General features: G+C 50.8%; 24 protein-coding genes and 1 pseudogene. 9 read left to right on the forward strand and 16 right to left on the reverse strand.

Annotated features, from left to right (window positions below; translation table 11 throughout):
* Window positions 1–3: 3 nt before the first annotated feature.
* The gene (gene mntP, locus ACFX4U_RS04950; protein ID WP_313507666.1) at window positions 4–570 is read left to right on the forward strand and encodes a manganese efflux pump MntP; all 567 of its coding nucleotides are present in this window, start codon (window positions 4–6) and stop codon (window positions 568–570) included.
* Here mntP and rlmA read toward each other — a convergent pair.
* The 6 genes and pseudogenes from rlmA to mgrB form a co-directional block, all read right to left on the reverse strand.
* A complete protein-coding gene (rlmA, locus tag ACFX4U_RS04955; protein ID WP_313507667.1) occupies window positions 567–1,382 on the reverse strand; it encodes a 23S rRNA (guanine(745)-N(1))-methyltransferase in 816 nt (271 codons plus the stop codon). The two genes, mntP and rlmA, sit on opposite strands and share 4 nt — an antisense overlap.
* 140 nt (window positions 1,383–1,522) lie before the next feature.
* Window positions 1,523–1,732: a transcription antiterminator/RNA stability regulator CspE gene (gene cspE, locus ACFX4U_RS04960; RefSeq protein ID WP_001062678.1), complete on the reverse strand. Its 210-nt coding sequence runs from the start codon at window positions 1,730–1,732 to the stop codon at window positions 1,523–1,525.
* Window positions 1,733–1,744: 12 nt separating this feature from the next.
* Window positions 1,745–1,886, reverse strand: a pseudogene (locus tag ACFX4U_RS04965) (DUF2627 domain-containing protein).
* Between the two features lie 511 nt (window positions 1,887–2,397).
* Window positions 2,398–3,387, reverse strand: coding sequence for an MBL fold metallo-hydrolase (locus ACFX4U_RS04970; protein ID WP_313507668.1), 990 nt, complete (start codon window positions 3,385–3,387; stop codon window positions 2,398–2,400).
* Between the two features lie 18 nt (window positions 3,388–3,405).
* Complete coding sequence (locus tag ACFX4U_RS04975) at window positions 3,406–3,693, reverse strand: YebO family protein (protein ID WP_131409625.1); 288 nt, start codon at window positions 3,691–3,693, stop codon at window positions 3,406–3,408.
* Window positions 3,694–3,767: 74 nt separating this feature from the next.
* Entirely contained in the window at window positions 3,768–3,911 is a 144-nt protein-coding gene (mgrB, locus tag ACFX4U_RS04980; RefSeq protein WP_017456969.1) for a PhoP/PhoQ regulator MgrB, read from the reverse strand.
* A gap of 161 nt (window positions 3,912–4,072) precedes the next feature.
* Here mgrB and ACFX4U_RS04985 point away from each other — a divergent pair, with 161 nt between their 5' ends.
* A complete protein-coding gene (locus ACFX4U_RS04985; protein ID WP_305735747.1) occupies window positions 4,073–4,312 on the forward strand; it encodes a YobH family protein in 240 nt (79 codons plus the stop codon).
* Between the two features lie 50 nt (window positions 4,313–4,362).
* Here the strand turns inward: ACFX4U_RS04985 and kdgR are convergent, their stop codons facing one another.
* Window positions 4,363–5,154 carry a DNA-binding transcriptional regulator KdgR gene (gene kdgR, locus ACFX4U_RS04990; RefSeq protein ID WP_017456967.1) on the reverse strand — a complete coding sequence of 264 codons (792 nt, stop codon included), beginning with the start codon at window positions 5,152–5,154 and terminating at the stop codon, window positions 4,363–4,365.
* A gap of 177 nt (window positions 5,155–5,331) precedes the next feature.
* Here kdgR and ACFX4U_RS04995 point away from each other — a divergent pair, with 177 nt between their 5' ends.
* Window positions 5,332–6,705, forward strand: coding sequence for an MFS transporter (locus ACFX4U_RS04995; protein WP_313507669.1), 1,374 nt, complete (start codon window positions 5,332–5,334; stop codon window positions 6,703–6,705).
* 188 nt (window positions 6,706–6,893) lie between these two features.
* Here the strand turns inward: ACFX4U_RS04995 and htpX are convergent, their stop codons facing one another.
* The 5 genes from htpX to ACFX4U_RS05020 all read right to left on the reverse strand — a co-directional run bounded on the left by htpX (window position 6,894) and on the right by ACFX4U_RS05020 (window position 12,027).
* A complete protein-coding gene (gene htpX, locus ACFX4U_RS05000; RefSeq protein WP_313507670.1) occupies window positions 6,894–7,775 on the reverse strand; it encodes a protease HtpX in 882 nt (293 codons plus the stop codon).
* 265 nt (window positions 7,776–8,040) lie between these two features.
* Entirely contained in the window at window positions 8,041–8,499 is a 459-nt protein-coding gene (tnpA, locus tag ACFX4U_RS05005; RefSeq protein WP_349350554.1) for an IS200/IS605 family transposase, read from the reverse strand.
* 179 nt (window positions 8,500–8,678) lie between these two features.
* Window positions 8,679–10,727 carry a carboxy terminal-processing peptidase gene (gene prc, locus ACFX4U_RS05010; RefSeq protein WP_313507672.1) on the reverse strand — a complete coding sequence of 683 codons (2,049 nt, stop codon included), beginning with the start codon at window positions 10,725–10,727 and terminating at the stop codon, window positions 8,679–8,681.
* A 19-nt stretch (window positions 10,728–10,746) separates the two neighbouring features.
* On the reverse strand, window positions 10,747–11,433 hold the full coding sequence (proQ, locus tag ACFX4U_RS05015; protein WP_131409613.1) for an RNA chaperone ProQ: 687 nt from the start codon (window positions 11,431–11,433) through the stop codon (window positions 10,747–10,749).
* Window positions 11,434–11,529: 96 nt separating this feature from the next.
* Window positions 11,530–12,027, reverse strand: a complete 498-nt coding sequence (locus tag ACFX4U_RS05020; RefSeq protein ID WP_305735743.1) for a GAF domain-containing protein — start codon at window positions 12,025–12,027, stop codon at window positions 11,530–11,532.
* Window positions 12,028–12,159: 132 nt separating this feature from the next.
* Here ACFX4U_RS05020 and yebS point away from each other — a divergent pair, with 132 nt between their 5' ends.
* The 5 genes from yebS (at window position 12,160) to ACFX4U_RS05045 (ending at window position 18,216) form a co-directional block, all read left to right on the forward strand.
* On the forward strand, window positions 12,160–13,443 hold the full coding sequence (gene yebS, locus ACFX4U_RS05025) for a membrane integrity lipid transport subunit YebS (RefSeq protein ID WP_313507674.1): 1,284 nt from the start codon (window positions 12,160–12,162) through the stop codon (window positions 13,441–13,443).
* On the forward strand, window positions 13,412–16,045 hold the full coding sequence (locus ACFX4U_RS05030) for an MlaD family protein (protein WP_313507675.1): 2,634 nt from the start codon (window positions 13,412–13,414) through the stop codon (window positions 16,043–16,045). The genes yebS and ACFX4U_RS05030 overlap by 32 nt, the downstream gene beginning before the upstream one ends.
* A 78-nt stretch (window positions 16,046–16,123) precedes the next feature.
* On the forward strand, window positions 16,124–17,563 hold the full coding sequence (rsmF, locus tag ACFX4U_RS05035) for a 16S rRNA (cytosine(1407)-C(5))-methyltransferase RsmF (RefSeq protein WP_313507676.1): 1,440 nt from the start codon (window positions 16,124–16,126) through the stop codon (window positions 17,561–17,563).
* A gap of 116 nt (window positions 17,564–17,679) precedes the next feature.
* On the forward strand, window positions 17,680–17,919 hold the full coding sequence (locus tag ACFX4U_RS05040) for a YebV family protein (protein ID WP_017456958.1): 240 nt from the start codon (window positions 17,680–17,682) through the stop codon (window positions 17,917–17,919).
* A 105-nt stretch (window positions 17,920–18,024) separates the two neighbouring features.
* Window positions 18,025–18,216: a YebW family protein gene (locus ACFX4U_RS05045; protein ID WP_017456957.1), complete on the forward strand. Its 192-nt coding sequence runs from the start codon at window positions 18,025–18,027 to the stop codon at window positions 18,214–18,216.
* Here ACFX4U_RS05045 and pphA read toward each other — a convergent pair whose 3' ends face one another.
* On the reverse strand, window positions 18,217–18,861 hold the full coding sequence (pphA, locus tag ACFX4U_RS05050; protein WP_313507677.1) for a protein-serine/threonine phosphatase: 645 nt from the start codon (window positions 18,859–18,861) through the stop codon (window positions 18,217–18,219).
* 174 nt (window positions 18,862–19,035) lie between these two features.
* Here pphA and ACFX4U_RS05055 point away from each other — a divergent pair, with 174 nt between their 5' ends.
* Entirely contained in the window at window positions 19,036–19,983 is a 948-nt protein-coding gene (locus tag ACFX4U_RS05055) for a VirK/YbjX family protein (RefSeq protein ID WP_313507678.1), read from the forward strand.
* Between the two features lie 262 nt (window positions 19,984–20,245).
* Here the strand turns inward: ACFX4U_RS05055 and ACFX4U_RS05060 are convergent, their stop codons facing one another.
* From ACFX4U_RS05060 to copD, 3 genes are all read right to left on the reverse strand, one after another.
* Window positions 20,246–20,740, reverse strand: a complete 495-nt coding sequence (locus tag ACFX4U_RS05060) for a hypothetical protein (RefSeq protein ID WP_313507679.1) — start codon at window positions 20,738–20,740, stop codon at window positions 20,246–20,248.
* Window positions 20,741–21,521: 781 nt separating this feature from the next.
* Window positions 21,522–21,860 carry a YebY family protein gene (locus ACFX4U_RS05065; protein WP_175274182.1) on the reverse strand — a complete coding sequence of 113 codons (339 nt, stop codon included), beginning with the start codon at window positions 21,858–21,860 and terminating at the stop codon, window positions 21,522–21,524.
* An 18-nt stretch (window positions 21,861–21,878) separates the two neighbouring features.
* Window positions 21,879–22,748, reverse strand: coding sequence for a copper homeostasis membrane protein CopD (gene copD, locus ACFX4U_RS05070; protein WP_313507680.1), 870 nt, complete (start codon window positions 22,746–22,748; stop codon window positions 21,879–21,881).
* Between the last annotated feature and the right edge of the window lie 2 nt (window positions 22,749–22,750).

The raw sequence follows: 22,750 nt of genomic DNA on the forward strand, positions 1-22,750 counted from the left end.
CACATGAATTTATCCGCCACTCTTCTCCTCGCTTTTGGCATGTCGATGGATGCTTTCGCTGCTTCTATCGGTAAGGGCGCCACCTTACATAAACCAAAATTTTCTGAAGCATTGCGCACCGGTCTTATCTTTGGCGTGATTGAAACCCTGACGCCGTTGATTGGCTGGGGGCTGGGTTTGCTGGCCACGAAATTTGTCCTGGAATGGAATCACTGGATAGCCTTTGTGCTGCTGGTATTTCTTGGTGGCAGGATGGTGCTTGAGGGAATACGCGGCGATGACAACAGTGAAGCGGAAACACCGCATCGCCATGGGTTCTGGTTGCTGGTGACCACCGCAATTGCTACCAGCCTCGACGCGATGGCCGTTGGCGTTGGCCTCGCTTTCCTGCAAGTCAATATTCTCGCAACTGCGCTGGCGATTGGTTGTGCCACGCTGATTATGTCGACAACAGGGATGATGATTGGCCGTTTTATTGGCCCGCTTCTTGGAAAGCGAGCCGAAATTCTCGGTGGAATTGTGCTGATTGGTATTGGCGCGCAGATCTTGTGGAGCCACTTTGCCGCTTAGCTTTCCCGCTGTAAGCAGTGAATTGTAAAATCAGTCTGGCAGTGGAATTGCTCCATTGCCGCTAACTTTTCCCACACTTCCGGTTTTGCCCGCCAGGCAAAAGGCGTCATTTGCAATAACGCAACGGCTTGCTGGCCCGTCAATGTCATCTCATAAGAGAGAGATTGCTGTTCCAGCAGTCTGAACCCTGCGATTTCGCCGCTATTTTCCGCATGCAGATGCACCTCATCATAAATAAGCCCCTTTAATTCCATCAGGTGTCGCGGTCCTGGCGATGCGGTGATGACAATACCTTCTGGTTTCATTACGCGCGCCAGTTCTTGCGCTTTGCAGGGTGCATAGATACGCACCAGACCGTCAATGCAGCCATCTTCAAAAGGTAAGCGATGGCTGGATGCAACACAGAACATGATCGCCGAATAGCGCTTCGCCGCCGCACGGATAGCCGCTTTTGAAACATCCAGTCCTAGCATTTGTGCACCATGTTGCTGTGCAATCGCGGCGAATGCCTGGGTGTAATACCCTTCCCCACAGCCAATATCCAGCACCGCATCGGCCAACGGCGGTAGCCGCGCATGCAAAATGTCACTAATTGCATCACGCAATGGCTGATAATGCCCCGCATCGAGAAAAGCGCGGCGCGCTTGCATCATCTCCGCACTGTCGCCAGGATCTATTGAGCGTTTATGCTGAACGGGCAAGAGATTGACATAACCCTCTTTCGCAATATCAAACTGATGCCGCTGCGCGCAAAAGAAGGATTTATCTCGACGGTGCAAAGGTGCGTGGCAGAGCGGACAACTGAAAGCCATAAAAACTCCGGGGCGTTCTTAAAGGGCGAAAGTGTACCGCCATTTGTTATGCCGTGGAAATTAAAAAGCCCCGCACTATGGCGAGGCTTTATGTCTGACATTGATGCGCAACATGCGCTTCAAGCTCAGGGGTGTCGAAATCAGATAGCAGTTACGTTAACTGCAGCCGGGCCTTTCTGGCCGTCCTGAATTTCAAACTCAACGTTCTGGCCTTCGGCCAGAGTTTTGAAGCCGTTACCCTGGATTGCAGAGAAGTGTACGAATACATCTTTGCTGCCATCAGCCGGAGTAATGAAACCAAAACCTTTAGACTCGTTGAACCACTTAACTTGACCTTTAATCTTTGCCATTTGCAAAATTCCTTAATGTATATACTTCGCCCGCAGGCATTGACTGAGAAAACTGAGACATTACTGCTTGAGGCACTAATATAAGGTTCGGCAGAGAAGCTGTATTCAACGAAACGTGTTTACTCAGGACTTCTTTACTGAAAATGCCACACATAAACAGAACTGTACCTCGATTGACCCAAAACGTGTTATCACATAATACGTAAATTATGGCAAGCCATTTTTAAACATGTCTGGATCCGTCGCACAAATTCTATCGTCATCAAGACTTGTTGTGCACGATTATGCATAACATTGAACGCTATAACAGCCGCTCTGAACACCAAAAGCAATACCCAAAGAAGCGAATTTATCACTATAGCTCAATAAGTTCCGTTGCTCCACGGCAGTTACCTCCTCGCTATGCATATAGCGTATATCGTAAGAACTTTTTGCGCATACTTATGCTTTTTTCATAGTCTAGGAAGATTCTTAAACAAATATATGCGTCGGAGAAACTATTACCTCAAACCGCTATGGATATTTCTTGTGCAAATAAGCAAAGTTGTGCACCAAAATAATGAAATTATGATGACACTGCCTCATAAAAAGGCAAAGAAAACGTTTCGATAAAAATAAAACAACATGATTATAAAAGAACTCATCTTTTTGGCAGGAGGTCTGAATTAACTAAGGGGCAAATACTGGCCAATTTTTAAGATCCGAAAGTTATCATTCTCTGCAGCCGTTTCGCTTAGCGCCCCCTGTAACTCTTTTACAGGTTCATCAAGCGATTCGTCCGCCAGCTCAAAAACGCCCCAATGAATGGGAACAGCAAGTGGTGCTCCGAGCTGTTGCCACAACGCAACAGCGCTTTGCGGATCCATATGGTTCATCGCCATAAACCAGCGTGGCGCATAAGCGCCAATTGGCAACGCGATAGTATCCAGTTGACCTAACCGTTGAGGAATGGTGAGTAATTCTGGCGTGTAACCTGTATCACCGGCAAACCAAAAACGCTGTGTTGATGATTCAATAACCCAGCCGCACCACAATGAGCGATTGCGATCCCATAATGTGCGCATGCTCCAATGTTGTGCAGGCACCGCGGTGTAGGTCATTCCCTGAAAGGTAAAACTTTGCCACCAGTCTAACTCAGTAACATACTGCGCACCGCGGCGGCGAAGCCAATTGCCCACCCTCAAAGGTACAAAGAAATGCACATCCGGAAAGCGACGCAGCAGCGCACGCACCGTCCAAGCATCGAGGTGATCGTAGTGGTTGTGAGAAATAAGAATTGCGTCCAGTTGCGGAATGTCGGCAATCGCGAGCGCTGGCGGTGTCCGACGTTGTGGCCCAGCAAAACTTACAGGCGAAGCACGACGAGAAAAGACGGGATCTGTGAGCAGATATTGGCTCTGCAGGCGCAAGAGCATACTGGCATGGCCTAACCACCAGAGGCCATCATCCTCACCAACAATATCGGCTTTTTGCCACCACTGTTCGATAAATGCTGGGTAACCGCTGGATGGTGGTCTGGGAAGCCCGGCGGCTTTGCGCTCTTTTCGCCAGCGCTTAACATCTCCGGGTTGATGGGCGGCAGATGCCGTGTTGTTAAAACCTTCCGGCGTGTGGTGCGAGATTGCAGGATCATACCAGGGGTTTTTCCACACCATCTCGCACTCCCAGGCAAACTAGCGCTCGGCGACCAGGCGAATGAAATCATCATCACCTTTTTCTTGCGCTTTTACCGGCTCAACCGCTTCGTCCTTTTCAGGTTCATTTGACTCGCACAACCGGCGCAGCAAAGCATTTTGTCGTTTTTGCTGATCCAGCAGAGCTTCGAGTAACTCGATTTGTTCATTTGTACGTGAACTGGCGCGATTGATAAAGAACCACAAAACCAGACCGACAAGGAGAACCACCAAAGAAAGGACTATGGACGCAAGGTTGATCGCGCCTGAATTTAATACTTCGTTCATTTCACCACCTCTATATAGACGCGGCATTCTACCACTGACGTCAAGGAAGGAAATCTCTCACTGAAAAAATGCCATTACCAGGGGATGAATTTATTGATGACGCAGATGCCGCTGAAGAATTGTACATCTTGATCACACATTACGTTAAGCATTTGAGTCCAGAGTAGCAGGCAGACCACCAATACGGCAGCCAGAATCAGCCATCTATATTTTCTCACTCCACTCTCCGATACGTTGCAAGGTGTAACCAGGTTATCATGGCTTCCTTAAACCGCGACTAACTGTATCTCCTTTCGGTATTTTTAGGAATGCTGGACTTGTTTCACCAGGTAAATACCGTAGCCTTGTGATACAGTCTACCGATATGCAAGGAGCAAATATGCGTACACTCATACGAAGCGTTATCCTTCTGGCGCTGCTGTGGATTGGGCTCTTGCTGAGCGGTTACGGGGTACTGATTAACAGTACGGAAAACGCGGCTGGGCTGGGTTTGCAATGTAAATATGCTACTGCACGAGGCACCAGCACCGCACAATATGTGCATTCCAGTAATGGTTTTTTTGGTCTGGCAAACTGCCCGCTGTTGCGTAAAAGCGATACCGTAGTCGATAATGGCTAACCGTTAGCACAAGAAAAAGCCGCCTTTTCAGGCGGCTTTTTTGTCTTCATTCAGAACGGATAGTCGTTATAACCCATCTGTTCGGAAATTTTCCGCGCGGCATTGTGCAACATTTCAACGTACTCATGCAGACGTTCTTCTGAAAAGCGCAATGTCGGGAAAGAAATACTTAAACCAGCAATCACAACACCGAAACGGTCAAACACCGGTACGCCAATACAGCGTAAGCCCTCTTCCTGCTCTTCGTTGTCTTCGCCATAACCCTGCTGACGCACAATATCCAGCATCGGCAACAGATCTTCGGTACTGGTGATAGTACGCTCAGTGCTGCGCTTATACTCAACACCTTCAAGAATCTGCTTCACTTCTTCACGATCGCGCCATGCCAGCAGGACTTTACCAATCGCGGTACTGTAAAGCGGGTTACGACGACCAATACGCGAATACATACGCAGATTGTACATTGAATCAATTTTATGGATGTAGACGATGCTATCTTCATCCAGCGCGCCCAGGTGGATGGTCTCTTTCGTCAGACGAGAAAGCTCACGCATTTGGATATCCGCGCTGCGGATCAAATCAACGTTTTGCAATGCGCGCGCGCCAAGCTCAAAAAGCTTCAGCGTCAGGGAGTATTTTTCAGACTCCCCTTCCTGCGCGACATAACCTAGCGATTTCATGGTTTGCAAAAAGCGATAAACGGTGCTTTTCGACATCATCACACGCTGCGAAAGCTCGGTGATGCCGATTTCACGCTCTTCTCCGAGCGCCTGCAGAATGCCAAATACCTTCAATACAGAAGAGACAGAATCTGGCTGCTTGTCCAAATCTGCGATTGCCATTAATCACCTCATCGCCTGTGTTTTATAAAATTCAGAATCGGTTTTTATTATAAATTCGTCATCCGGTCACCGCAATGCGCGTTTGTCAACTTCGTTACAAATCTGCGACATAAAACCGGAATGCTAATGATAGAATCATTATACAAATAACTTTGTGACATTAGCCCTGAAATTTCCATGGATAAATCTTCCCTTGATGGTCTTCCCATTCCGCAGCGTTACGGCGCAATTCTGACAATTATCATTGGCATCGCCATGGCCGTGCTGGACGGCGCAATTGCTAACGTTGCGCTACCGACCATAGCAAGGGATCTGGATGCTTCCGCTGCCAGTTCAATCTGGATTGTTAATGCCTATCAAATTGCAATTGTCGTTTCACTACTGACCCTTTCATTCCTTGGCGATATGTTTGGTTATCGCCGGGTTTATCAATGCGGCCTGGTGCTTTTTACACTTACCTCGTTGCTTTGCGCGCTTTCCGACTCCTTATTGACCTTAACTTTGGCGCGCGTTGCGCAGGGCTTTGGCGGTGCAGCGCTAATGAGCGTTAATACTGCACTCATTCGGCTGATTTATCCCCATCGAAGCCTGGGGCGCGGCATGGGCATTAACTCATTCGTTGTCGCCGTCTCGTCCGCAGCAGGACCGACCATTGCAGCGGCCATTCTTTCTGTTGCCTCGTGGCAATGGTTATTCCTGATAAATATGCCTCTGGGTATTCTCGCCTTGCTGTTGGCGATAAAATTTTTGCCGCCCAATGCGACACGCAGTGCAAAACCCAAATTCGACCTGCCCAGCGCGGTGATGAATGCACTGACATTTGGTCTGCTAATCACAGCCCTTAGCAGCTTCGCTCAGGGGCAATCCACGACGTTAGTGTTGGTGGAATTGGTCGCATTGTTGCTGATTGGCTCTCTTTTTGTTCGCCGGCAGTTGAAATTACCCGTGCCTTTATTACCTGTAGATTTGCTGCGGATCCCGCTTTTCTCGCTGTCGATTGGTACCTCGGTGTGTTCATTTTGCGCGCAGATGCTGGCACTGGTTTCCCTGCCCTTCTTTTTGCAGACGGTACTTGGGCGCAGTGAAGTGCAAACGGGTTTGCTGTTAACGCCCTGGCCGCTGGCGACAATGGTAATGGCTCCGCTGGCAGGCTATCTAATTGAGCGCGTTCATGCCGGGCTTCTGGGTGGGTTGGGAATGGTCATGATGGCGGGCGGGTTATTTGCGCTAGCGCTGCTTCCATCAGCACCGGCAGATATCGATATCATCTGGCGAATGGCGTTATGCGGTGCAGGTTTCGGTCTGTTTCAGTCACCCAACAACCACACGATTATCACTGCCGCACCACGCCAGCGCAGCGGCGGTGCCAGTGGCATGCTGGGTACGGCGCGTCTGCTGGGACAAAGCTCCGGTGCTGCACTGGTAGCGTTGATGTTTAATCTTTTTGAAACGCACGGGACGCATACCTCGTTGCTGCTGGCAGGAACGCTCGCCACGGTTGCCGCCATAATCAGCAGCTTACGGATCACACAGCCGCGCGCCAGTGAGTAAAAAATCGCTTGGTATAGCAAGCCATAGAATGGTGCCGCAGGAATTACCCCTGCACGTTCTGTTGGCTTTAAATCCAGAGGCAGTATGGCAACACCAAAACCTGTTGCTTACCACGTCTACAGAACGTGGTTTTCAATTGGCAATAAAAAACGCGTCATTCGACGCGTTTTTTGATTCCAGATGAGCTGTTATTTCATATATTCGCCAGAACGCAATGCTTCAATACGTTTGTCCAGCGGCGGGTGAGTCATGAACAATTCGCTCAGCGATTTTGACTTACCATTGATACAGAAAGCCATCATGCTGCTTGCTTCCTGTGGTTCATAGCTGGTTTTCAAACGCTGGAGCGCAGCAATCATCTTCTCACGACCCACCAATTTTGCAGACCCGGCATCGGCATGGAATTCGCGGTAACGCGAGAACCACATGGTGATAATGCTCGCCAGAATACCAAACACCAGCTCCAGCACAGTTGCAACAGCGAAGTAGATCAGCGGGTTACCGTTAGTTTCTTCGCCATCATCGCGGTTGCCACTGAGGAAACCTGACGCAATCTGCGCAATGATACGTGAAATGAAGATAACAAAGGTGTTCACGATACCCTGAATCAGCGTCATGGTGACCATGTCGCCATTCGCAATGTGGCTAATTTCATGGGCGATAACGGCTTCGGCCTCATCACGGCTCATGTTTTGCAGCAGGCCGGTGCTGACAGCAACCAGCGAAGCATCACGGCGCGCACCGGTTGCGAAAGCATTAATATCCGGAGCATGGTAAATAGCTACCTGCGGCATCGCGATACCCGCCTGGCGGGACTGCTGAGCAACGGTGTCCATCAGCCAGCGCTCCATATCGTTACGTGGCTGTTCAATCACTTCACCACCAACAGATTTCAGCGCCATCCATTTCGACATCAACAGCGAAATGAACGAACCGCCAAAACCAAACAGCAGCGCCATAATTAACAAGCCCTGAACGCTGCTCGACTGAATGCCCGTCAGGCTAAGTACCAGGCCGAACACCAACATGACGGCCAGGTTAGTCAACAGGAAGAGCGCGATTCGCATCATAATTTTCTTTTAACCTCGACTTAACAAAACGCACTATGCGATTACCCACATCGTATGGGCATAGCGGGTATTTTCAAGCATCAGAGCGGCGTAAGTCACGAGAAAAACACAACTTTACATTTTGTAGTATGTTGCTTACGCCAGAGAAGAGTTGTTAATAAATATCCTCCGGCATAGCCGGAGGTTTTTCAGATGCGCCTGTAAGGCTCTGTTACCAGCCGCGCCCTAACAGGCGCATACGATCTGACATTTGCATCAAACTTCCTTACTTACGGCCCGTAAACGGGCTGCCCGGATAAGGGATCGACAACTGCTCACCCATTTTATCCTCTTCAAGCTGGTGCTTTATGTATTCCTGTATCTTCGCTGTATTCTTCCCTACCGTATCCACGTAGTATCCCCGACACCAGAACTCCCTGTTCCTGTGTTTGAATTTCAGATCTCCAGACTGCCCATAAAGCATCAGACTGCTTTTCCCTTTCAGATATCCCATAAAGCCGGATACGCTCATTTTGGGCGGGATTTCCACAAGCATATGGATATGATCCACACAGCATTCAGCTTCCAGGATCCGTACGTTTTTCCACTCACACAGCTTTCTTAAAATGCTGCCTATCGCCAGACGTTTCTCTCCGTAGAACGCCTGTCTTCGGTATTTCGGCGCAAAAACTATGTGATATTTACAGTTCCATCGGGTGTGCGCTAAGCTCTTTTCGTCCCCCATCGGGACCTCCTTTTGATTTCTTGTTGAACTCTTGCAGTTGCCAGACCGCAAGGTGTTTTAACAAATCAAAAGGGGTTTTAATAACTGGCTTAAAGCTGAAAGCTTTCCGGAACCCCCAGCCTAGCTGGGGGTTTTCTATAGACAAAAAAACAGGCACAATTTCTTGTGCCTGTTTTATTTTACTTCGCGGGAGCGGGTTGTTCCGCTGGTTGATCTTTTTCCAGATGCGCGAGATCCAGGGCAATATGAACCGTTTCATCGAGATACGGATCGGGCTCCTGATAATCCTTTGGCAAATCATCCAGTTTTTTCAGTAGCGGCTTGCCTTCGCGTTTGAAGCGATCGTTGAGACGAGAGAGACGAATGGCATCATCTTCTGCATTCTCTTTCTCACGCTGCGCCAGGTTAAGAGAAACGATATTACGTTTATCTTTCAACGCATCGAAACGCGCAATGTCCTTCATGATGTACTGGAACTCAGGATCTTTAGCGATCCGTTCCTCATGATCTTTGAGCAACTCCGCGCCAAACGGTTTTAAATCGCCAGACTTCACGAACGTAGCCGCGTTGATGCTGTCCCACGGCAATGCGTTGTCTTCAAATTTTTCACCCGTTTCAGTAACCTGCGTTCCCGTCGGCATAATAATGTCCGGCGTTACGCCTTTGCGCTGCGTGCTCCCACCGTTAACACGATAGAATTTCTGGATGGTGTACTGTACCGATCCCAGCGCGGGCCACTCAGGACGAAGCATCTGATCGTAAATACGGTTGAGCGAGCGATATTGCTGAACAGTGCCTTTACCGAACGTCGGTTCGCCAACGATCAGCGCACGACCATAGTCCTGCATCGCTGCGGCAAAGATTTCTGATGCAGAGGCGCTAAAGCGGTCAACCAGCACCACCAGCGGGCCTTTATAATAGACCACGCCATCGGTATCGCTGTCTTCACGCACTTTACCGTTGTTATCACGTACCTGTACCACCGGGCCGGACGGAATAAACAGACCGGAGAGCGATACCGCTTCCGTCAGCGCGCCGCCGCCGTTAGTACGCAGGTCGATAACCACGCTGCTAACGTTTTGTTTTTCAAGTTTTTGCAACTGGACTTTGACATCGTCAGTCAGACCAACGTAGAAGCCAGGGATGTCGAGAACGCCAACTTTTTCTTTACCCACGCTCTTCACTGACATTTTCACAGCGCGGTCTTCAAGGCGAATCCGTTCACGCGTCAGTGTAACAATGCGCGTTTTGGTGCCCTTACCCGCCGGCAGGATTTCGAGGCGCACTTTACTGCCTTTTGGTCCTTTAATCAGCGCAACCACATCGTCAAGACGCCAGCCGATAACATCGACCATGTTCTGCCCGGTTTGCCCTACGCCAACGATACGATCGCCAACGCTGATGGCTTTGCTTTTCGCTGCCGGGCCACCCGCGACCATAGAGTTGATCACGGTATAATCGTCATCTCCCTGCAACACCGCGCCAATCCCCTCAAGAGACAGGCTCATCTCGGTATTAAATTGTTCGGTATTACGCGGAGAGAGGTAGTTGGTGTGCGGGTCGATTTCACGCGCAAAAGAGGTCATGGCTAACGAAAATACGTCTTCGCTATTGGTTTGCGCTAAACGACGAATCGCAAACTTATAGCGACGCGTCAGCGTTTCGCGGATCTCTTTCTCGTCTTTCCCGGTCAGCTTCAGACTAAGCTCATCATACTTAACTTTGCTGTCCCAGAGCGCGTTCAGTTCCGCTTCATCTTTCGGCCATGGCGCTTTGCTACGGTCGAGATTAAAGGTGTCATTACCGGAAAAATCCATCGGACGCTCAAGCACTTTCAGCGCGTACTGGTAGCGCTCAAAACGACGCTTCTGCGCAAGGTTGTACAAGTCGTAAAATACGTCCAGTTTACCAGTGCGTAGCTCGTCGCCAATCAGGCCTTTTTTCCGGGAGAACTGTTCGACATCACTCGCCAACAGCACATTGTGGCTATAGTCGAGCAGATTGAGATAGCGATTGAAAATCTTCGCCGAAAAAGCGGCGTCTAAATCAAACTGACGGTAGTGAGAGCGGGTAAAACGCGAGGTTACGCGTTCGCTCACCGTCGCGTGCTGTGTCTCTTCCTTTAATACCGGAATTTGATCGGCACGGGTAATATCTTCCACAGCCAGAGCGTGACCTGTTACGAATAACAGACCAGCCAATGCTGTGCGCTTAAACAAAGTGTTCATGCCAGGCCAGGCCTCCGTTTCAGAACATTAAATGTTCTGCGCGTACAATCATCGACATACCCGAGCTAAGCTGTACGCGAACGCCATCTTTCGTGATTTCCAGCACCGTGGCGTCCATCGCATTGTTCCCTGCTTTCACCTTCAGGTTTTGACCAACGCTTAGTACAGATAAATCTGAAACTGGCGTATGGCGCTCTTCCTGCTGAGGTGCACGCTGGGTTTTCGCAACAGGTTTGTCAGTACGAGGTTTGCGTTCAGCACCCTCTTTACGACGCGGAGCCGGGCGGGCTTTACGCTCACGGCGCGGCGCCTCTTCTTGACCTGCGGCAGCAGCGGCTTCTCGTTTTTTAGCTTGCTGTTCAGCACGTTGTGCCTGAACGCGCGCTTTGGCTTCTTCAAGCTGTTTGCGGGCATGTTCTACGTGTTGCTCATCCAGCACGCCACAAGCGTTGCCATCGAGATCCACACGCGCCGCGCCAGCTTTGATACCGTACAGGTAACGCCAGCTTGAAGTATAAAGACGTAAAGCGGAACGAAGTTGGGTTTTGCTGAGATTCATCTCACCCTCAACACGCTCGACGAGATCCTGAAAAATACCGATTTTCAGGGGGCGTGCTTCGCCTTCAGCACTGAAACAGTGAGGGAAACGTTCGGCCAAAAAAGCGATAACTTCTTTACTGCTATTCAACTTAGGTTGATTTTCCATGAAATTTCCTGATTACAACGGACGTTGCCAACAAGCGCAGGCATGAACAGGCGTCATTATAATGACGCTATCGGTAAATGCTACGTTATCCGTTGATTATCCTGCGACGGTTGCAAAGATTTTTTGATAATCGGTCGCCGCAAGAACGTTTTCAAGATGCGAAACCAGCTCGCGCAGCCCTTGTTCATCCTCGGCGGTGAAGCGAGAATAGACGACGCTGTCGATATCCAGCACGCCAATCATCTGATTATTTACCGTTACCGGCAGTACGATTTCAGAATTACTTGCCGCATCGCAGGCGATATGTCCATCAAACTGATGCACATCTTCTACACGCTGTACGCGGTTTTGCGCGACTGCAGCGCCACAAACCCCACGCCCAACCGGAATGCGCACACAGGCAATTTTGCCCTGGAACGGCCCTAATACCAGCGTATCCGCTTCCAGAAGATAAAACCCCGCCCAGTTCACCCCATCAAGGCGTTCAAACAACAGCGCGCTGGTATTCGCGAGCGTCGCTAAAAAACTGGTTTCACCTGCCATTAACGCCTGAAAATCGCGGTTTAAGTCCGCGTAAAATTCTGTTTTGTTCATTGTCCAACCATTTTGGTGTCTTACTTCGAAAAACTGCTTAGCCTATTAAAATAAGCATTAAATGCGTTGATGCTCAAGATGTTCCATTCATGAGTTAAGATAGATCCATCTAAACATTTTCTGATACCCGTAATGGCACTAAAGATACAACAAATTACGCCGGGGAAAAAAATCGCCGTTCATCGCGTGGGCGAAGCGCTGCCACGCGCACATTACCAGCGCTGTCCCCAGTGCGATACGCTTTTTGCGTTACCGGTTATGAAATCGCACCAAAGCGCATTTTGTCCTGGTTGTGATGCCAAAGTTCGTGACGGACGGGACTGGTCCTTAACGCGCCTCGGTGCGATGGCGGTGACCATGATCCTCTTGATGCCCTTCGCCTGGGGTGAGCCGCTGCTGCATCTCTATTTGCTCGGTGTGCGCATTGACGCCAATTTGTTGCAAGGCATCTGGCAAATGACCGCGCAAGGCTCGCCCATTACCGGCGCGATGGTGCTGTTTTGCACCGTTGGCGCGCCGCTGGTGCTGGTTACGGCTATCGCCTATTTATGGCTTGGCAACATCCTCGGCATGAATCTGCGCCCCGTGTTGTTAATGCTGGAAAAACTGAAAGAGTGGGTGATGCTGGATATCTATCTGGTTGGCGTTGGCGTTGCCTCTATAAAAGTGCAGGACTACGCCTACCTACAGCCAGGTATCGGGTTATTTGCGTTTGGTGCGCTCGTGATTTTAAGCGTAATGACGCTCATCCATTTGAACGTTGAACAGCTGTGGGAGCGCTTTTATCCGCAACGTCCGGCGAAACGCCCCGATGCCAAATTGCAGGTCTGTCTGGGCTGCCATTTTACCGGTTTTCCCGACGTTCGCGGTCGCTGTCCACGCTGCCACATTCCGTTAACGCATCGCCGTAAACAGAGTTTGCAGAAATGTTGGGCGTCACTTATCGCCTCGTTGATCTTTCTGTTCCCGGCGAATCTGCTGCCGATCTCCGTTATTTACGTCAACGGCACACGACAAGAAGATACGATTATGTCGGGGATTATTTCGCTGGCGCACAGCAATGTTGCCGTGGCAGGTGTGGTGTTTATCGCCAGTATTCTGGTGCCGTTTACCAAAGTGATCGTGCTGTTTACACTGCTTCTTAGCATCCATTTCAAATTTGAACAGGGGTTACGCACTCGTATTTTACTTTTGCGCTTTGTGACCTGGATTGGGCGTTGGTCGATGCTCGATCTGTTTGTCATTTCACTAATGATGTCACTGATTAACCGCGACCAACTCCTCGCTTTTACTATGGGACCCGCTGCGTTTTATTTCGGTGCGGCGGTAATTTTGACTATTCTTGCTGTGGAATGGCTGGACAGCCGCTTACTTTGGGATGCACATGAGTCAGGAAACCCCCGCTTCGCCGACTGAAGCGCGTATTAAAACAAAACGGCGCATTTCGCCTTTCTGGTTGCTCCCGGTCATCGCCCTGCTCATTGCGGGCTGGCTTATCTGGAGCAGTTATGAAGATCGTGGCAACACCATCACGATTGATTTTATGTCCGCCGATGGCATTGTTGCAGGGCGCACCCCTGTTCGCTATCAGGGCGTTGAAGTTGGCACGGTGCAGGACATTCGCCTGAGTGAAGATCTGAAAAAAATCGAAGTCCGCGCCAGCATCAAATCCAATATGAAAGATGCACTGCGCAGTGAAACGCAGTTCTGGCTGGTTACACCGAAAGCGTCGCTGGCGGGCGTTTCAGGGCTCGATGCGCTGGTGGGCGGTAACTATATTGGCATGATGCCAGGCAAAGGCGAACCGCAGGAGCACTTCACCGCGCTGGATACGCAACCGAAATATCGCCTGAACAACGGCGAATTAATGATCCACCTGCATGCTCCGGACTTAGGCGCGCTTAACAGCGGCTCGCTGGTCTATTTCCGTAAAATCCCGGTCGGTCGGGTGTACGACTATTCGATCAACACCAATAAACAGGGCGTGACCATTGATGTGCTGATTGAACGCCGTTTTACCAACCTGGTGAAAAAAGGCAGTCGTTTCTGGAACGTTTCCGGTGTGAAAGCCGATGTCGGCTTGAGCGGTGCCAAAGTCGAACTTGAAAGCCTGGCCGCACTGGTCAACGGTGCCATCGCGTTCGACTCCCCCGAAGCCTCGCAACCCGCCGCCCAGGACGACGAATATGGCTTATACGAAGACCTGGCGCATAGCCAGCGCGGCGTGCTGGTGAAACTTGATTTGCCTGGCGGTCAGGGATTAAAAGCCGGTTCCACACCGCTGATGTATCAAGGGCTGGAAGTGGGTCAACTGACTAAAATCGATCTCAACCCTGGCGGCGCTGTCAGCGGCGAGTTAACGGTTGATCCGAGTGTGGTGAACCTGTTGCGCGATAACACGCGCATCGAAATGCACAATCCAAAAATCTCCCTGAGTAATACCAATCTCAGTTCCCTGCTGACCGGTAGCACGCTGGAACTGGTGCCGGGTGAAGGTCAACCGCGTAATCAGTTTGTTGTCCTGCCGGCAGATAAAAACCTGTTGCAGGAACCCGGCGTTGTAACCCTGACGCTCACCGCACCGGAAAGTTATGGTATTGACGCCGGGCAACCGCTGGTGCTCCACGGTGTACAGGTCGGCCAGGTGCTGGAGCGCAACCTGACGAACCAGGGCGTTACGTTTGCCGTCGCGATTGATCCGCAGTATCGCGATTTAGTGCACGGCGACAGTAAGTTCGTCGTCAACAGTCGTGTTGATGTCAAAGTGGGGCTGGATGGCGTTGAGTTCCTCGCCGCCAGTGCTAACGAGTGGCTCAGCGGCGGCATCCGCATTCTGCCAGGCGCCAAAGGCGAGATGAAAAACAGCTACCCTCTGTTCGCCAATCTTGATAAGGCCCTCGAAAATAGCCTGAGCGACCTGCCAACCACCACGCTGACGCTGACCGCAGACACACTGCCAGACGTGCAGGCCGGTTCGGTGGTGCTGTACCGCAAGTTTGAAGTCGGTGAAGTGATTACCGTGCGGCCGCGCGCCAATGCTTTTGATATTGAGCTGCATATCAAACCGGAATACCGCAACTTGCTGACCAGCAATAGCGTTTTCTGGGCTGAAGGCGGCGCGAAAGTACAACTGAACGGTAGCGGTCTCACCGTGCAGGCCGCCCCGCTCTCACGCGCCATAAAAGGGGCTATCAGTTTCGATAACCTTAGCGGCGCCAGTGCACGCGTTCGCAAAGGCGATAAACGTGTGCTTTACGCTTCGGAAACCGCGGCTCGCGCGGTCGGCGGGCAGATTACGTTACATGCATTTGACGCCGGAAAACTGGCGGCGGGCATGCCTATTCGTTATCTGGGAATTGATATTGGGCAGATTCAGGACCTGCAACTGATTACCGATAAGAACGAAGTCCAGGCCAGCGCGGTACTGTATCCGGAATATGTTCAGACCTTTGCGCGCGCCGGGTCTCGCTTCTCGGTGATCACCCCGCAAATCTCCGCTGCGGGTGTCGAACATCTCGATACCTTGTTGCAGCCCTATATCAATGTGGAGCCTGGCCGCGGCGACGCGCGGCGCGACTTCGAGATTTCAGAAGCCACCATTACGGATTCCCGCTACCTCGATGGTCTTAATATCGTTGTCGAAGCGCCGGAAGCGGGTTCGATCAACATCGGTACCCCGGTATTGTTCCGCGGAATCGAAGTTGGCACCGTGACCGGCATGATGCTGGGAACGCTCTCCGATCGCGTGATGATCGGCATGCGGATCAGTAAGCGCTATCAGCACCTGGTACGGAATAATTCGGTGTTCTGGCTCGCTTCCGGCTACTCACTGGACTTTGGTCTGGTCGGCGGCGTGGTGAAAACAGGGACTTTCAACCAGTTTATTCGCGGGGGTATCGCCTTCGCTACACCGCCGGAAACACCGCTGGCACCGAAAGCGCAACCGGGTAAACACTTCCTGCTGCTCGAAAGCGAACCCAAAGAGTGGCGCCAGTGGGGCACCGCCCTGCCGCGTTAAGCCTGCAGGCTCCGGCGTGCTTGCGCCGGAGCCTTTATGTTACACTGCGCGCCTGTTTTTACTCCTGTGGTACGCCCCGTGGCTCAAAACGCTGTCTATCTTCCGGATGAATTTCTGGCGCAAATGCGCCAGGCCATGCCGGAACATCTATCATTCGATGAGTTTATCGCTGCCTGTCAACGCCCGCTGCGGCGCAGTATTCGCGTCAATACGCTGAAAATTTCCGTTGCCGACTTTCTGCAACTGGTCGCGCCTTATGGCTGGCAATTAACGCCAGTACCATGGTGTGCGGAAGGTTTCTGGATCGAGCGCGATGATGAAGACGCATTGCCACTGGGCAGCACCGCAGAGCACCTGAGCGGCCTGTTTTATATTCAGGAAGCCAGTTCCATGTTGCCCGTCGCGGCGCTGTTTGCCGACGGGGAAATGCCGCAGCGGGTGATGGATGTCGCTGCAGCGCCCGGTTCTAAAACCACGCAGATTGCAGCACGGATGGGCAACATTGGCGCGATCCTCGCGAACGAGTTTTCCGCCAGCCGCGTAAAGGTATTGCATGCCAACATCAGCCGCAACGGCATCAGCAACGTGGCGCTAACCCATTTTGACGGGCGCGTATTCGGCCCGGCATTGCCAGAAATGTTCGACGCTATTTTGCTTGATGCGCCCTGCTCGGGCGAAGGCGTGGTGCGTAAAGACGCTGACGCATTAAAAAACTGGTCTGTCGCCAGTAACCTTGAGATTGCTGCTACCCAGCGCGAACTGATCGACAGTGCATTCCACGCCTTAAAACCCGGTGGAACCCTGGTCTATTCAACCTGCACGCTTAATCGTGAAGAAAACGAAGCGATTTGCCACTGGCTACAGGGGCAATACCCGGATGCCGTGGAATTTCTGCCACTTGGTGAACTGTTCCCGCAGGCAAGCCAGGCGCTGACCGCAGAAGGTTTTCTGCATGTGTTCCCACAGATTTACGACTGTGAAGGTTTTTTTGTTGCCCGCCTGCGTAAAACCACCGCGATAGCGCCGATGCCCGCGCCGACTTACAAAGTTGGTAACTTCCCTTTTACCCCGCTCAAACCCAAAGACGCAGCCCAGGTAGTAACAGCTGCTGCACAAGTTGGCCTTCACTGGAGCGACGAGCTGCATTTATGGCAGCGAGATAAAGAGATTTGGCTGTTCCCGGCACAGATCGAGCCATTGATCGGTAAAGTCCGTTTTTCGCGTATCGGTATTCGTCTTGCTGAGACGTATAACAAAGGGTATCGCTGGCAACATGAAGCCGTTATTGCTCTCGCCGGTCTTAATAATCCGCTGGCGTTTGCGCTGACGCTCGCCGAGGCGGAAGAGTGGTATCGCGGGCGCGATATTTACCCGCAAAATCCCCCCACTCGTGATGAAGTGATTGTCACCTTCCAGGGCCAGCCGCTGGGGCTTGCCAAAAAAATTGGTTCGCGTCTGAAAAACAGTTATCCCCGTGAACTGGTACGTGATGGGCGTTTATTCGCCGGTAATGCGTGACAGTGCGCTAAAAAAACGCATTTTTTGACTGGCGACTTGCTCGGTGTTGTACCAGGCTGAAATGTGGGTGATCTTACTGGTCATACCACATTTTTTGACGATCAACGGAGAGCATTATGACGAAAACCAGCGTGCGTATTGGCGCATTTGAAATCGATGATGCCGAGTTGCAGGGTGATAATCAGGGCGAGCGAACGTTACGCATTCCCTGCAGTTCTGACCCGGATTTATGTATGCAGCTTGATGCCTGGGACGCGGACACCAGCATTCCCGCGATCCTGAATGGCGAACACTCGGTGCTTTATCGCGAACATTACGATCAGAAATCTGATACCTGGGTTATGCGTCTTGCCTGACCCAAAGGGAACCCGTCCACAAGACGGGTTATTTACCTGCCTGATTTCCCCTGCCCTCATTCATCCCCTACACTTATCGTTACGTTGTACAGCGCCGAGGATGGAATGTTCGCTCTGGTTTTATTTGTTTGCTACCTGGACGGTGGATGCGATGACATCGTAGTTGATGTCTATAACACGGAACAGCAGTGCCTCATCGCAATGAACGATCAGCGAATGCGCCACGGCGGCTGTTTTCCTGTAGAAGAGTTTATCGATGGTTTCTGGCACCCTGCTAACGAGTTCAGCGATTTCTGATCACTGAACCTGTACCAGCGTCAGTTCGCCGCCAAAAACGGCACCGGTATCGATATAGTGCTGGTTGTGCCCATCAAAACGCTGCTTAAGCGGGGTATGGCCGAACCAGAAATGATCGGCACCCGCGATGCGATTTCCTTTACCTGCCAGCAGCTGGTTAAGCCTGTCGCGACGCCAGAGCACGGATTCGCTATCCACCTCCTGCTCCCACAGATACTCCTGTGCCGGGTAGTCTGCATGGGCAATCACATTCACCTCTCCCTTGCAGCGCAATTCCAAAATGTATGGTAATTCAGCGCAAGTTCGCAGTGCTTCGAGCGCCTGTTGCTGCTGTGCTTCGTCAAGTGCGCTAAACCAGCTGCCGCCATTAAGTTGCCACATTGCCATCTCACCGTAACGCAGCGCGTCGATAGCCATCTGCTCATGATTACCACGCACGGTTCGAAACCAGGGTTTCTTAAGTAATTCAAGACATTGCAGACTCTGCGGGCCGCGATCGATTAAATCCCCGACGCAGATGAGTAAATCCTGATAAGGGTCAAATTGACGTTCCCGTAAGGCTTGCATTAAGCGCTGGTGGCAGCCGTGAAGATCGCCAACAATCCAAATATGCCGCCAGTGAATGCCGTCAATACGCTGATACATATTCAATCCCCCTGTTACACCAGTATAGGAAAATCCTGCACGAAGCGAAGATAATCGGTTTTGCCTCTATTTCTAAATAGAACTTAAACAGAACGGAAATAAAGCTGGCAGCAAGGTTAATTTGTATTTCCCTGGCCTCTAAACTAAGCGCTGAACTTTTAGAGGTCTTTCTCCGTGTCAAATCCCAGCCTGCAAACAGAACTTAACTCAAATCATAATGCGCATATTATTTCCGACCTGGTAAGCGGACGTCTTGTGCCCGGCCCCATTTGGAAAAAACGTAATTACCGCATAAAGTTTTTGTTACGTTCGCTGCTGTTCTGGTCCTCTACAAACCGGATGCTTACCGCACTTTCTCAGCGCCCGGATTTTAGCCGCTTACTTGACGCGCAAATAACATTGCCGAGCAAATCACATCGCCAATATTTAACGCTCGGGTTAAATGCTTCGCAACGTGCGGATGCCATCATCAGCCATTACGCCTGGCTTGATGGAAAAGTCTCACCGAAACTGGCTGAAGCGCTGAGTTCACCCGTACCGGTGCAGATAATTGAATTTACTGGCAAAGATGATGCGCGTTTTAGCGTCTATGCCTCTTGCGCCAGCAAAGCTGAGCGTGAGGGAGAAACCACCCTGTGGATGTATGATGGCGAGCAGACCTTGCTGGCAAGCGTGACCTTTAGTGTGGTTGGCAAAGAAGGCCATCGCGCGCTGGTGATTGGTGGTTTGCAAGGCCCACGCCGAAGCGTTAACCATGAAGTGATTAAAGTTGCCACCCGCGCCTGCCACGGCATCTTCCCGAAAAAGATGTTGCTTGAAGTCTTAAGTCATATTTCTCTGCTTTCGGGCGTTTCGGCAATGTATGGCGTCAGTGATAACGGGCACGTCTTCCGTGCGTTACGTTATCGCCTGAGCAAAGGCCGCCATTTCCACGCCAGCTATGATGAATTTTGGGCTTCAATTGAAGGCGAAAAAGAGAGTGCATGGCGCTGGCGTTTGCCGGTGCAATTCGCGCGTAAACCGCTGGAAGCGATCGCCAGTAAAAAACGAGCAGAATACCGCCGCCGTTTCGAATTACTGGACGATGTGATTGTAAAAATTAACAACTTATTTTCAGCATAACAGCGTTAATCTGTAAACCGTCCAGCTAACCTTGTTTGCTGGAAGGTTTATATTTGTTAGTGCTAATTCTGGCGTTTTTCTAAATCAAATCCTCTGAGTGCAGGAAGCACTTTCCTGATGCTTTTCGCCGTCAGCCCAACTGTACGTTATATAGCATTGCCCGAAGCACCGTGGAGTATTCCTGAGCCGCGACAAATCGCCGTGCAGGATACAAGATACGCGCGGAATATCTGATGATTATCGAGCTTCAATACCCGCAGGCCTAAAGGCAAATCTCGCTATTGAGTTTATTAAATGAATCAATCTCCCGACGGTATTCTCCAATCGTAAACGGGTTTTTAGCAATATAGACAATCGGTCGCCGCGAGAATTTGAAACCAATAACGAAATGATTGGGTTCTGCGGAAATAAATCGGATACCCATTCTATGGCCAAGTTCAGTCTCTCCTGAGATGACACCGCAGATATATGCATCTCCCGCATATTCATGTTGTGAAATTTCAGAGAAAGATACCGGCTTTGTAAAAGCAATATTGCTATCACAAGTCGCAATCAACATTTCCTTTGACTGTTGATTATTTGGATCTTTTGCCAAAATTTCCTTTACGGACTGGCACCCTCCCGGAACCAGTTCACTTTTCTTAAAAAAATCGATGACAGCCTGCTCCAGCTCATTGCGCTGTATATCGCTCTGACCATGAGCCATCTGCACCGCGGAAGCGAATAACATTACAAATAACATCTTTATTTTCATCATATGTGCATTCCCTTGAAAAGCCGGATCATCTTATCGGTTATATCGTCGTGATATTTAGATTTTTTTATAGCTTTGCTCTGCACGCTGCAGCCTCATGCGATGAGTTCTGCGAGCAGAATTCACTTTGACTTACGCGGACTGCCAGTACATCAGTGATGTGATGATGTCAGGGATGTGTAGCTGATTCCCGAACCAGAGCGAGCTGGTCAAAAACTTTCGTTAAAACTAAAGTACATCAAGCGAAACTATCAACAGAACCCCGGTCAGAACCGCTTCAGCGTAGGTACTTTTTCCTCTGTGCCTCGGGAAACCGTAAGTCCGGGGCACCTGACGGTTTACCCTGGCTTGCTGGCAGGCTATCTGATGCAGCACATGGAGGACTCACTGTTCTGGTCATAAAAACATCGCAATGACTAAAAAATACCTGGACGCACGCGGTGCAGAGTATGTTATGGTTTGTGGCGATGTATGGTTTTGGGAATTTTCAGGACGAGATAAAGAAACCTGCATAACGTAGAGATAAAAAAAGACCGAACACGATTCCTGTATTCGGTCCAGGGAAATGGCTCTTGGGAGAGAGCCGTGCGCTAAAAGTTGGCATTAATGCAGGCTAAGTCGCCTTGCCCTTTAAGAATAGATGACGGCGTCAGGTTTTCCAGTCCGCGACAAAAGTGGTCAGAAAAATTGGGTTACCGTCACGCTTATGAAATGCGAAAACCGCAAGGCTTGTTTATGCAGGCTTGCGGTTTTTTATTGTGGATCAGCGAATTAACGCTGGATTTTAACAAAGCGTCTCAGCTCGCGTAATAAAAGGCGCAAGGCTCATCTTTTCGCCAGGATTGGCAGGATTATCGATCTGGATGATGCTAATCGGCTGAGCAATGGTCTTACCGCTGGCAACTTCTTTTTCAGCAATGTCATTCAATGGGTATTGCACCAGCGTGCTGGGGTTGATGGCATACAATGCATGACCTGGGCGGCACGTCAACATGACTTCCTCACGGTTAAATGCCCATTTGTCTTTGCCAATCTCAAAGCGGCTTACCGTAATGACCTGCGGCGAAGCCAATGCCGTACCTGAACATGCCAGCATTACCAGAACTAATAAACTCTTCTTCATTTTTCCCGCCAGGTTCATTCAAAAAGGTTCCCATGTTGCAAACAAACTCACCGCTGCCAGCACCAGTGCGCCCAGCCCTACTTCGGCCCAGGTCAACGCGATAAAGCGTTGCCGCGCGGTGTCGCTTTGCAGATTCAGCCGCGGCACCAGAACATACCGATTCATCACAGCAATTACTACCATCAGCGCCACAAGCGCACATTTCAACAATAATCCCTGCCCCCAGTGGCTCTGCCATGGCCAGACCCAACCCTGGATTAAGAGTGTATTGATAACGCCAGTGAGGATCACGCCCGCGACAGCGAAATGCCCATACCAGGAAAAGCGCATCATGGCGGCAATTGCCGCTGCACGCCAGGGGCCGCGAGCCAGTTTCATGCAGAATAATAGTGGCAACAACCCGCCCAGCCACATCGCGGCACATAATAAATGCAATGCATGATTGCCCCGCTGCGCGACGCCCAACGCGCCTTCCCGCATCGCGGCATGCCCTATTCCGGCGGCCAGGACAAATTGCAGGATCGCCAGTAGCAGTATTTTACGTTGCTGTAACGGTTGCATAAGCACGACAACAAGCGCCAGACACGCAACAATAACTTGCCATGCCAGCACGGCTCCGGTTTGCGTGCCAGCGACTGCCAGCCAGATTTCCGGACGCACCACATCCTGCCAGCCATCGCCCATTATCCCGCCCTGCACGGCGAACATTGCTGCTGCGCTGACTGCGGCAAGCCACAAACAGCCTCGTTGCCAAAAGAGAAAACGTTGCGCGAGAAGGCGTTGCAGACTGGCCGGCGCAAACCACACGCTAAATAACGTGCAGCCTAAAACCAGCATCAGGGTTGCAAAATGCACAAAACGCAATCCAACCAACACTGCAGCTAACATCA

Origin of the sequence: Kosakonia sp. YIM B13588 (assembly GCF_042788165.1) — a bacterium.
GTDB classification, from domain to species: domain Bacteria; phylum Pseudomonadota; class Gammaproteobacteria; order Enterobacterales; family Enterobacteriaceae; genus Kosakonia; species Kosakonia sacchari.

Coding starts and splice junctions, on each gene's coding strand:
- ACFX4U_RS04985 (WP_305735747.1), top strand. CDS start 4,073: ATGCGTACACTCATACGAAGCGTTATCCTTCTGGCGCTGCTGTGGATT.
- ACFX4U_RS05030 (WP_313507675.1), top strand. CDS start 13,412: ATGAGTCAGGAAACCCCCGCTTCGCCGACTGAAGCGCGTATTAAAACA.
- htpX (WP_313507670.1), bottom strand. CDS start 7,775: ATGATGCGAATCGCGCTCTTCCTGTTGACTAACCTGGCCGTCATGTTG.
- ACFX4U_RS05040 (WP_017456958.1), top strand. CDS start 17,680: ATGACGAAAACCAGCGTGCGTATTGGCGCATTTGAAATCGATGATGCC.
- pphA (WP_313507677.1), bottom strand. CDS start 18,861: ATGTATCAGCGTATTGACGGCATTCACTGGCGGCATATTTGGATTGTT.
- kdgR (WP_017456967.1), bottom strand. CDS start 5,154: ATGGCAATCGCAGATTTGGACAAGCAGCCAGATTCTGTCTCTTCTGTA.
- copD (WP_313507680.1), bottom strand. CDS start 22,748: ATGTTAGCTGCAGTGTTGGTTGGATTGCGTTTTGTGCATTTTGCAACC.
- yebS (WP_313507674.1), top strand. CDS start 12,160: ATGGCACTAAAGATACAACAAATTACGCCGGGGAAAAAAATCGCCGTT.
- mntP (WP_313507666.1), top strand. CDS start 4: ATGAATTTATCCGCCACTCTTCTCCTCGCTTTTGGCATGTCGATGGAT.
- prc (WP_313507672.1), bottom strand. CDS start 10,727: ATGAACACTTTGTTTAAGCGCACAGCATTGGCTGGTCTGTTATTCGTA.
- ACFX4U_RS05045 (WP_017456957.1), top strand. CDS start 18,025: ATGTTCGCTCTGGTTTTATTTGTTTGCTACCTGGACGGTGGATGCGAT.
- rlmA (WP_313507667.1), bottom strand. CDS start 1,382: ATGGCTTTCAGTTGTCCGCTCTGCCACGCACCTTTGCACCGTCGAGAT.
- tnpA (WP_349350554.1), bottom strand. CDS start 8,499: ATGGGGGACGAAAAGAGCTTAGCGCACACCCGATGGAACTGTAAATAT.
- cspE (WP_001062678.1), bottom strand. CDS start 1,732: ATGGCAAAGATTAAAGGTCAAGTTAAGTGGTTCAACGAGTCTAAAGGT.
- ACFX4U_RS05065 (WP_175274182.1), bottom strand. CDS start 21,860: ATGAAGAAGAGTTTATTAGTTCTGGTAATGCTGGCATGTTCAGGTACG.
- ACFX4U_RS04970 (WP_313507668.1), bottom strand. CDS start 3,387: ATGGTGTGGAAAAACCCCTGGTATGATCCTGCAATCTCGCACCACACG.
- ACFX4U_RS05020 (WP_305735743.1), bottom strand. CDS start 12,027: ATGAACAAAACAGAATTTTACGCGGACTTAAACCGCGATTTTCAGGCG.
- ACFX4U_RS04995 (WP_313507669.1), top strand. CDS start 5,332: ATGGATAAATCTTCCCTTGATGGTCTTCCCATTCCGCAGCGTTACGGC.
- proQ (WP_131409613.1), bottom strand. CDS start 11,433: ATGGAAAATCAACCTAAGTTGAATAGCAGTAAAGAAGTTATCGCTTTT.
- ACFX4U_RS04975 (WP_131409625.1), bottom strand. CDS start 3,693: ATGAACGAAGTATTAAATTCAGGCGCGATCAACCTTGCGTCCATAGTC.
- ACFX4U_RS05060 (WP_313507679.1), bottom strand. CDS start 20,740: ATGATGAAAATAAAGATGTTATTTGTAATGTTATTCGCTTCCGCGGTG.